General features: G+C 70.0%; 8 protein-coding genes. 2 read left to right on the top strand and 6 right to left on the bottom strand.

The features are described from left to right. Window positions 1-116: 116 nt before the first annotated feature. Entirely contained in the window at window positions 117-902 is a 786-nt protein-coding gene (nagB, locus tag ABZ862_RS27445) for a glucosamine-6-phosphate deaminase (protein WP_360963240.1), read from the bottom strand. A gap of 783 nt (window positions 903-1685) precedes the next feature. Here nagB and ABZ862_RS27440 point away from each other — a divergent pair. Continuing rightward, entirely contained in the window at window positions 1686-3152 is a 1467-nt protein-coding gene (locus tag ABZ862_RS27440) for a PAS domain-containing sensor histidine kinase (RefSeq protein ID WP_360963282.1), read from the top strand. Window positions 3153-3355: 203 nt separating this feature from the next. Here ABZ862_RS27440 and ABZ862_RS27435 read toward each other — a convergent pair whose 3' ends face one another. Further along, complete coding sequence (locus tag ABZ862_RS27435) at window positions 3356-3613, bottom strand: WhiB family transcriptional regulator (protein WP_003992873.1); 258 nt, start codon at window positions 3611-3613, stop codon at window positions 3356-3358. 320 nt (window positions 3614-3933) lie between these two features. Further along, window positions 3934-4902, bottom strand: coding sequence for a diacylglycerol kinase family protein (locus ABZ862_RS27430; protein WP_360963236.1), 969 nt, complete (start codon window positions 4900-4902; stop codon window positions 3934-3936). Between the two features lie 182 nt (window positions 4903-5084). Here ABZ862_RS27430 and ABZ862_RS27425 point away from each other — a divergent pair, with 182 nt between their 5' ends. Further along, entirely contained in the window at window positions 5085-5579 is a 495-nt protein-coding gene (locus ABZ862_RS27425) for a hypothetical protein (protein WP_360963233.1), read from the top strand. 208 nt (window positions 5580-5787) lie between these two features. Here the strand turns inward: ABZ862_RS27425 and ABZ862_RS27420 are convergent, their stop codons facing one another. From ABZ862_RS27420 to ABZ862_RS27410, 3 genes are all read right to left on the bottom strand, one after another. Further along, window positions 5788-6921: an RNA polymerase sigma factor SigF gene (locus ABZ862_RS27420; RefSeq protein WP_360963230.1), complete on the bottom strand. Its 1134-nt coding sequence runs from the start codon at window positions 6919-6921 to the stop codon at window positions 5788-5790. Between the two features lie 17 nt (window positions 6922-6938). Continuing rightward, on the bottom strand, window positions 6939-7352 hold the full coding sequence (locus ABZ862_RS27415; protein ID WP_006136266.1) for an anti-sigma factor: 414 nt from the start codon (window positions 7350-7352) through the stop codon (window positions 6939-6941). Window positions 7353-7619: 267 nt separating this feature from the next. Then, window positions 7620-7880, bottom strand: a complete 261-nt coding sequence (locus tag ABZ862_RS27410; protein ID WP_360963227.1) for a UBP-type zinc finger domain-containing protein — start codon at window positions 7878-7880, stop codon at window positions 7620-7622. Window positions 7881-7918 lie beyond the last annotated feature (38 nt).

Genomic DNA, 7918 nt, shown 5'->3' with positions numbered 1-7918 from the left:
CCGCCTCGACGGCATCCGGATGACCGGCGCCCGCTCCGGCACCGTCGCCCACACGCACTGCGACCTTGTGATCCCGGCCGACGCCCCCGCCGCCCCACCGGCGCGGTCACCGTCCGTCAGATCCCCTGCCACTCCGGCTTGTTGTCGTACGCGTGCCGGAAGTACCCCGCCAGCTTCAGCTTCGACGCAGCCGCCTCATCGACCACCACCGTCACATGAGGATGCAGCTGCAGCGCCGACCCGGGACACACCGCGGCGACCGGTCCCTCCACGGCCGCGGCCACCGCGTCCGCCTTCTGCTCCCCGGTGGCGAGCAGCACCAGGTGCCGGGCGGACAGGATCGTCCCGATGCCCTGGGTGAGCACGTGATGCGGAACCGCGTCGATGTCACCGCCGAAGAAGCGCGCGTTGTCCACGCGGGTCTGCTCCGTCAGCGTCTTGATCCGCGTACGCGAGGCGAGCGACGAGCAGGGCTCGTTGAACCCGATGTGCCCGTCGGTCCCGATCCCGAGCAGCTGCAGGTCCGCACCGCCGGCCTCGACCAGCGCACGGTCGTACGAGTCGGCCGCGGCCTGTACGTCGGTCGCGGTCCCGTCGGGACCGATGAACGCGTCGAGACCGACCCCGAGCGGCTCGAGGCACTCACGCCTCAGCACCGAGCGGTACGACTCGGGGTGGTCGGCGGGCAGCCCCACGTACTCGTCGAGCTGGGCGAACCGCGCCTTGGAGACGTCCACCGAGCCCGCGCGGACGCGTTCGGCGAGTGCCTGGTAGATGGGCAGCGGGGTCGAGCCGGTGATCACACCGATGAGGGCTTCGGGCTTGCGCCCGATGAGGTCTGCCACGGCACCGGCGATCAGCTCGCCACCCGCCTTGGCGTCCGGGACGATGACAACTTCCATGCTGGCCTGCCGTTCTGAAGCCCCGGAGAGGCCCGGGAACTGGGGTTTCGGTACGGGGGACCGGCACAGCGCACCGCGCGGACGCCGACCGGAGTCCGCACCGGAGCCGGTGCTGGCTCCCATGTGGTTTAGACCAATCTATAGTCTAGTCGACGGCCCCCGCGTGTGCCGCCCGGAACGCGTGATCCGCTCCGGGCGCACCGCGGGCGCACCACGAGTGCTCCGGTGGAGCCGGTGAGGGATGAAAGGGAGTGAAAGAGGAGTCGCGATCTGCGACACGTGATCCGTGATCCGTGATCGACATGCGGAGGTGACGGAAAAGCACTGACGTGAACACTCCCCGATACGGCCCCGACGCGCGCCGTGCGGAGCCGGGAGTCCCTCTGGCGTACCCGGCGAAATTGCCCTGCTTTTCCTGTCCCGCAGACCTCCGGGGACGGCTAGGCTGCAAAAGAACCGGCAACAAACTCCCCCCGGCGCATGGACACGGATAGTGGTCTAGTCCAGAATTGCCGGAGAGCGGCACGACGACCACAGATCGCGACACAAAGACTTCCGCCTTCCCCGCACAGGAGGGCGGACGAGGATCCGGAGCTCTCTGCCCTGATCGCCCCGGTTCCTCATCCTCGGCCGACCGGGACCGCACACCCCACGGCCGACATTGCTCCGGGCTGCGGTGCCGCGAGGGTTGAGGGTCCCTCTGGCGCCGCGGCCCGCGGGTGTTTCCAGGACGGTTTTTCCGTACGGGACAAACCGCCGGGTACGCTCACAGACGTGCCCTCCATGAACGAACTGGTCCGCCAGCACACCGCGCTCGACGACTCCGACCTCGAGTGGCTCCATCTGCTGGTCTCGGAGTGGCAGCTGCTCTCCGACCTGTCCTTCGCCGACCTGGTCCTGTGGGTCCCCACCCGGGACGGTACGCGCTATGTCTCGGTCGCCCAGATGCGCCCCAACACCGGCCCCACCTCCTACCAGGACGACATGGTCGGCCACCTCGTCCCGCGCGGCCGCAGGCCCCTGCTGGACGCGGCGCTGGACGAGGGCCGCATCGTGCGCGAGGGCGACCCGGAGTGGCGCGAGGAGGTGCCCGTACGGGTCGAGTCGATCCCGGTACGGCGCGAGGCCCGCGTCCTCGGCGTGATCGCCCGCAACACCAACCTGCTGACCGTGCGCACCCCGAGCCGGCTCGAACTGACCTATCTGCAGAGCGCGTCCGATCTGGCGCAGATGATCGCGGCCGGTTCCTTCCCGTTCCCCGGCCAGCAGGTCGACATGGACGCCTCACCGCGCGTGGGTGACGGGCTGATCCGCCTGGACGCCGAGGGCCTCGTCCAGTACGCCTCGCCGAACGCCCTGTCCGCGTATCACCGCCTCGGCCTGGCCTCCGACCTCGTGGGCCACCATCTGGGCGTGACCACCGCGGAACTGGCGCCCACCCGGGGGCCGGTGGACGAGGCGCTCAGCAAGGTGGCCAGCGGCTGGGCGCCCCGGGAGTTCGAGATCGAGGGTGAGGACGGGGTGATCCAGTTCCGGGCGATCCCGCTCAAGCCCAAGGGCACCCGCGTCGGTTCGCTCGTCCTGCTCCGGGACGTCACGGAACTGCGCCGCCGGGAACGCGAGCTGATCACCAAGGACGCGACCATCCGGGAGATCCACCACCGGGTCAAGAACAACCTCCAGACGGTCGCCGCGCTGCTCAGGTTGCAGGCCCGCCGGATCGACTCCGAGCGCGGCCGGGAGGCACTGGAGGAGGCCGTACGGCGTGTCGGCTCCATCGCGATCGTGCATGAGACGCTGTCTCAGAACCTGGACGAGCGCGTGGAGTTCGACGAGATCGCCGACCGGGTGCTCGCCATGGTCAGCGAGATCTCCCCGGGCAAGGTGGCCGCCCGCCGCAGCGGGCGTTTCGGCGTACTCGACGCCGTGGTCGCGACCCCGCTGTCCATGGTCCTGACCGAGGTGCTCCAGAACGCCCTCGAGCACGGCTACCGCCAGGGCGACACCGGCACGGTCGAGGTGTCCGTGGTGCGCGGCGGCACGACCAAGGAGGCCCACCTCCTGGTCACGGTCCAGGACGACGGCGTCGGCCTGCCCGAGGGCTTCGACCCGCACACCTCGGGCAACCTGGGACTCCAGATCGTACGGACCCTGGTGGAGGGCGAGTTGGGCGGCACGTTCGACATGGTGCCGGCACCGGCGCGGGGGACCAGGGTGATCCTGGACATCCCGGTGAACGCCCACAAGTAGCCGGGGGCGGGGCCGGGGCGGTCACGGCAAAGAGCCCCGGACCGTCGTCGGTCCGGGGCTGAGTGCTCGTTGCGATGGGCGTACCGCCATGCCCTTGAGGCTATGGGGGCGCATCGGGGTACTGCGCGCTGCGGCTCGGGGGCGGGAGATGCGTACTCGCTGTACGCGCCGCCAAGCTCAGGCTGTTGCTACGGGTGGTTGTGTCAGGCGGATGCCTGACGGGCCCGGTTGCGGGCGGCGCGGCGCTTCATTGCGCGGCGCTCGTCCTCGCTGAGACCACCCCAGACGCCGGAGTCCTGACCGGACTCGAGCGCCCACTGCAGACACTGCTCGATAACAGGGCAGCGACGGCAGACAGCCTTGGCTTCCTCGATCTGCAGCAGCGCGGGACCAGTGTTGCCGATGGGGAAGAAGAGCTCGGGGTCTTCCTCGCGGCACACGGCGTTGTGACGCCAGTCCATGGCTGCTACCTCTCCTTGATATTACATGCGGGTTGCTTGTGAATGTGAACGCTTTCACGAATCCCCCGACAAGGGAAGGGCCTAGCGCCAGGTTCCCTGGCGTGGGTCCTGTGATTCGTGGAGGGGTTCCGGTGATCAGTGGAGGCCGATGCTGCGGGCCGTCCCGATCGCCACGTAGAGACTCGCAAACCTCAGCGGCGGATACAACCCCTTCTGGAAAGTTTTTTTTGATTCCTCGGTGTCGACTAGGTCACAGCCCTACTTCCATGGGGTGGACCCTGGCCTAAACGTTCGAGTGAAAGGACTTTAGCGGAATCCACTCACACAATCACACGCAGTGCACGGCGTACGCCTGTGAACGTCACGCTGGTGCGCAGTCCGAGGTGGTCGCCGTCCATCTGGAGGGGCAGCGGAACCTTCGAATGCAAGGTGAAGTGGTCCAGGTCATGGAGGGAGACGGCGTGCTTGCCCTGAGGGCCGCGCTCGGGGGACGAAGTGAGGAGTTGTGTGACATACCGGGCGACGGAAGCGGTGGACAGACGGCTGAGACCGAGTACGTCGAGCCCTGTATCGAACGAGGCCTTAGGCGATGCGTACACCGGGCGATTGCCCAGATAGGTCCACGGAGCCGTGTTACAGACCAGGGAAAGCACCAAATCGGTCACGGGTTCGGCGTCCGGCCGCTCAATTGTGATTGTCCCGCGTCGTCGGTGCGCTTCTCCGAAGAACTGACGCATGGCCTGGCGCACATAGAGCGCGTGCGTGGATTTCCTGCCGCGTTCCCGGTGCTGTTCGACCCGGCCCACCACACCGGCGTCGAATCCGAGCCCCGCGTTGAAGGTGAACCAGCGGGAGGGCACCGCCTCGTCCGCGGTGCCGGGGGTGCCGGCGGCGAGACCGAGCCCGACCGTGCGCTCGCGGGCCTCGCGCAGCGCGTCCAGCAGCGCGCCGGTGGCCTCGACGGGATCGTTGGGCAGCCCCAGGGCTCTGGCGAAGACGTTGGTGGAGCCGCCGGGGACCACGGCGAGTCCGGGACGGCGGTCGGGGTCCGGGCCGTCGTGCAGCAGGCCGTTGACGACCTCGTTCACGGTGCCGTCGCCGCCCAGTGCCACGACCAGATCGATGTCGTCGCTGTCCGCGGCGTCCCGGCCCAGATCGCGCGCGTGGCCGCGGTACTCGGTGGTGACCACCTCGAGCTTCATCTCGCTCGCGAGCGCGTGGATCAGGACGTCGCGCGTACGTGCGCTGGTGGTGGTTGCCGCCGGGTTGACCACGAGTAGTGCACGCATGGATTGCAGCGTACCTACTGGGCGGTACTCGGCCCATACCGAGGTGTGGAACCGGTAAGAGATCATCACGTGAGCCTGGACACTCCGGCACCGCCGGACGCGGGCCGCGGGCCTGTGACACCCGGAGGCGTACCCGCGGGGTGGTCTCCGGGCGTCACAGGCCCGCGGCTACCCTTTCAAAGGTGACCAGCGAGCAGAACGCCGCCCCCGCCGCCGAGCAGAGCGCCGCGGGACCCCGCCCGCACCGGCTGACGTACGCCGCCGCGCTGACCGCGCTGGAAGGGCTCGCCCTGGCGATCGGCGGGATCTGGATCCTGGTCCTCGGCATCACCGGGAAGCCGGACGACCGGAGCCAGGCCGTCACCGGCGGCATCACCCTGGTCGTGCTCGCGCTGCTGCCGCTGCTCGCCGCGCGGGGACTGCTCGCCCGCCGCGGCTGGAGCCGCGGGCCGGCCGTCATCACCCAGATCATGGCGCTGCCGGTGGCCTACAACCTGCTCCGGGCCGACAGCGCGGCGATCCCCGCGGGCATCGCCCTGGCCGTCGTGGCCGTCGCCGCCCTGGTCCTGCTGGTCAGCCCGGCGACCACCCAGGCCCTCGGCATCCGCGGCCCGGGCCGCGGACAGGACACCGGACGGAGTGCCGGGCGGCCGGAAGCACGACCCGGGAAGCGATAGCCGACGGGGCAGGCAGCCGCCCCCCGCCTCCGTCTCCGCCGGCGCCACTGTCACCGGCGCCGCCGTCGCTGCGCCCCGTCAGGTGCACGAAGGGCCGTCGCGATACGGCGCACCCCCGCACAGCCGCGCGTGTCAGGTCCTGCCGCAGCCCGGTCCCGTCACGGTCCCGTCCCGGCCGGGTGGTGAGCCCCTGGCGGTGAGCCTGCCGTCACTCCTCGACCAGGAGCTTCTCCCGCAGCTGGGCCAGGGTGCGCGCCAGCAGGCGTGACACGTGCATCTGGGAGATGCCGACCTCCTGCGCGATCTGCGACTGCGTCATGTTCCCGAAGAACCGCAGCAGCAGGATCCGCTTCTCGCGCGGCGGAAGGTCCTCCAGCAGCGGCTTGAGGGACTCGCGGTACTCGACGCCCTCCAGCGCCTCGTCCTCGGCGCCGAGGGTGTCGGCGACCGCCGGGGACTCGTCGTCGGTGTCGGGGACGTCCAGGGACAGCGTGGAGTACGCGTTGGCGGACTCCAGGCCCTCCAGGACCTCCTCCTCCGAGATGGCGAGCTTCTCGGCGAGTTCATGGACCGTGGGGGAGCGGCCGTGCTGCTGGGACAGCTCGGCCGTGGCCGTCGTGAGCGCCAGCCGCAGCTCCTGGAGCCGGCGCGGCACCCGCACCGCCCAGCCCTTGTCACGGAAGTGCCGCTTGATCTCACCGACGACCGTGGGTGTCGCGTACGTGGAGAACTCCACGCCGCGCTCCGGGTCGAAGCGGTCGACCGACTTGATCAGGCCGATGGTGGCGACCTGGGTGAGGTCGTCCAGCGGCTCGCCCCGGTTGCGGAAGCGGCGCGCGAGGTGCTCGACGAGCGGCAGGTGCATACGGACCAGCTGATTGCGCAGCTCCGCGTACTCGGCGCTGCCGTCCGGCAGGGTGCGCAGCCGGACGAACATCGCCCGCGCCCCGCTGCGGTCGTGCGGGTCGTGCTGCGCCCCCTGAAGACCGGGCCCGCCTTCCGCGCCCGGCCCGCCGTCCCGTTCGTGCTCGCTCATCGTTCCGCCCGTAGTCCTTCTCCGAGCCCTCGCCCCCGTGCGGGCCGGGGTGTCCCCGGTCCGCGCCGCCGGGGGCGCGCTCTGCACGGCACCTTCCTGATCCCGTTGCCCGCCGACCGGGAAGCCGCCCTCCGAGGGCGTGTCCTCCGGGTGCGGTCTGGCCTGTTCGGGGATGCCGTCGACACCGTCCGCCGTGCGCCGGGACACGTTCGGGCCTCCTTCCGCCGAGCGACCGGCTCCGCCCGGCCGGGGCGCGACAGCGTCCCCGGCGGGCAGCTCCCGTGTGCCGCGCTCTTCGTCCCGCACCTGCCCGTCCTCGTTCCTCACGCCGGCCCGGGTCCCGCGCCGCGCTGTTTGTAGAGGCTGATCGAAACGGTTCTGTCCTCGTCGACGGCCGACGAGACCTTGCCCGCGAGGGCCGACAGCACGGTCCAGGCGAAGGTGTCGCGCGAAGGGGCATGGCCGTCCGTGGTCGGTGCCGACACCGTGACCTCGAGCGAGTCGTCGACGAGACGGAAGACACAACTGAGCACCGAGCCCGGCACGGCCTGCTGCAGCAGGATCGCGCAGGCCTCGTCGACCGCGATGCGCAGGTCCTCGATCTCGTCGAGGGTGAAGTCCAAACGGGCCGCGAGACCGGCCGTGGCCGTACGCAGCACCGACAGGTAGGCACCCGCAGCCGGCAGCCGGACTTCCACGAAGTCCTGGGTCGCGGGCTCGCCTGCGATCTGGGACACCCTCACCTCCAAGGTGGTACAAGCTTTTCAGGGCCGAGGGTCGCCCCCCGGGGTAACGCGATGTGTGGTGCAGCGGTGACGCTATCGCGCTCGCGGATTTTCTGTCCCCTGGGACCCCGGTGGACCCCGACCCCGTGGTGTCACTCACAGTAAACCTGTGAACACGCTCCGTGTCTAGGGGTTTCGCGGCGCCAATTGGGAAGAGGACGCGCCGGATTGACGTACCCAGACGTCAGACCGCTGAATCGTCCGTTCCGCCGCCCCCGCTCACACCAGTACGTGGTCCACGAAGCACCAGCGCCAGCTCTCGCCCGGCTCGAAGGTCTGCATGACCGGATGCCCGGACTCCTTGTGGTGCGCGGTGGCGTGCCTGCCGGGAGAGGAGTCGCAGCATCCGACGTGGCCGCAGGTCAGGCACTTCCGCAGCTGAACCGGGTGAGTACCGTCCCTGCGACACTCGGGGCAGGTCTCGTCGAGCGCCCCGGGTGCCGGATCCGGCAGCGCGTCGGCGTGCGTGCACTGTTTCATGATTGCCAGATTACGACGCGCGCACGGGCGACCGTGCC

It is taken from the genome of Streptomyces sp. NPDC047000, from assembly GCF_040644295.1.
Lineage (GTDB): Bacteria > Actinomycetota > Actinomycetes > Streptomycetales > Streptomycetaceae > Streptomyces.
The sequence above is the reverse complement of the archived record's forward strand: the minus strand, read 5'-3'. Positions and strand labels throughout refer to the sequence as shown.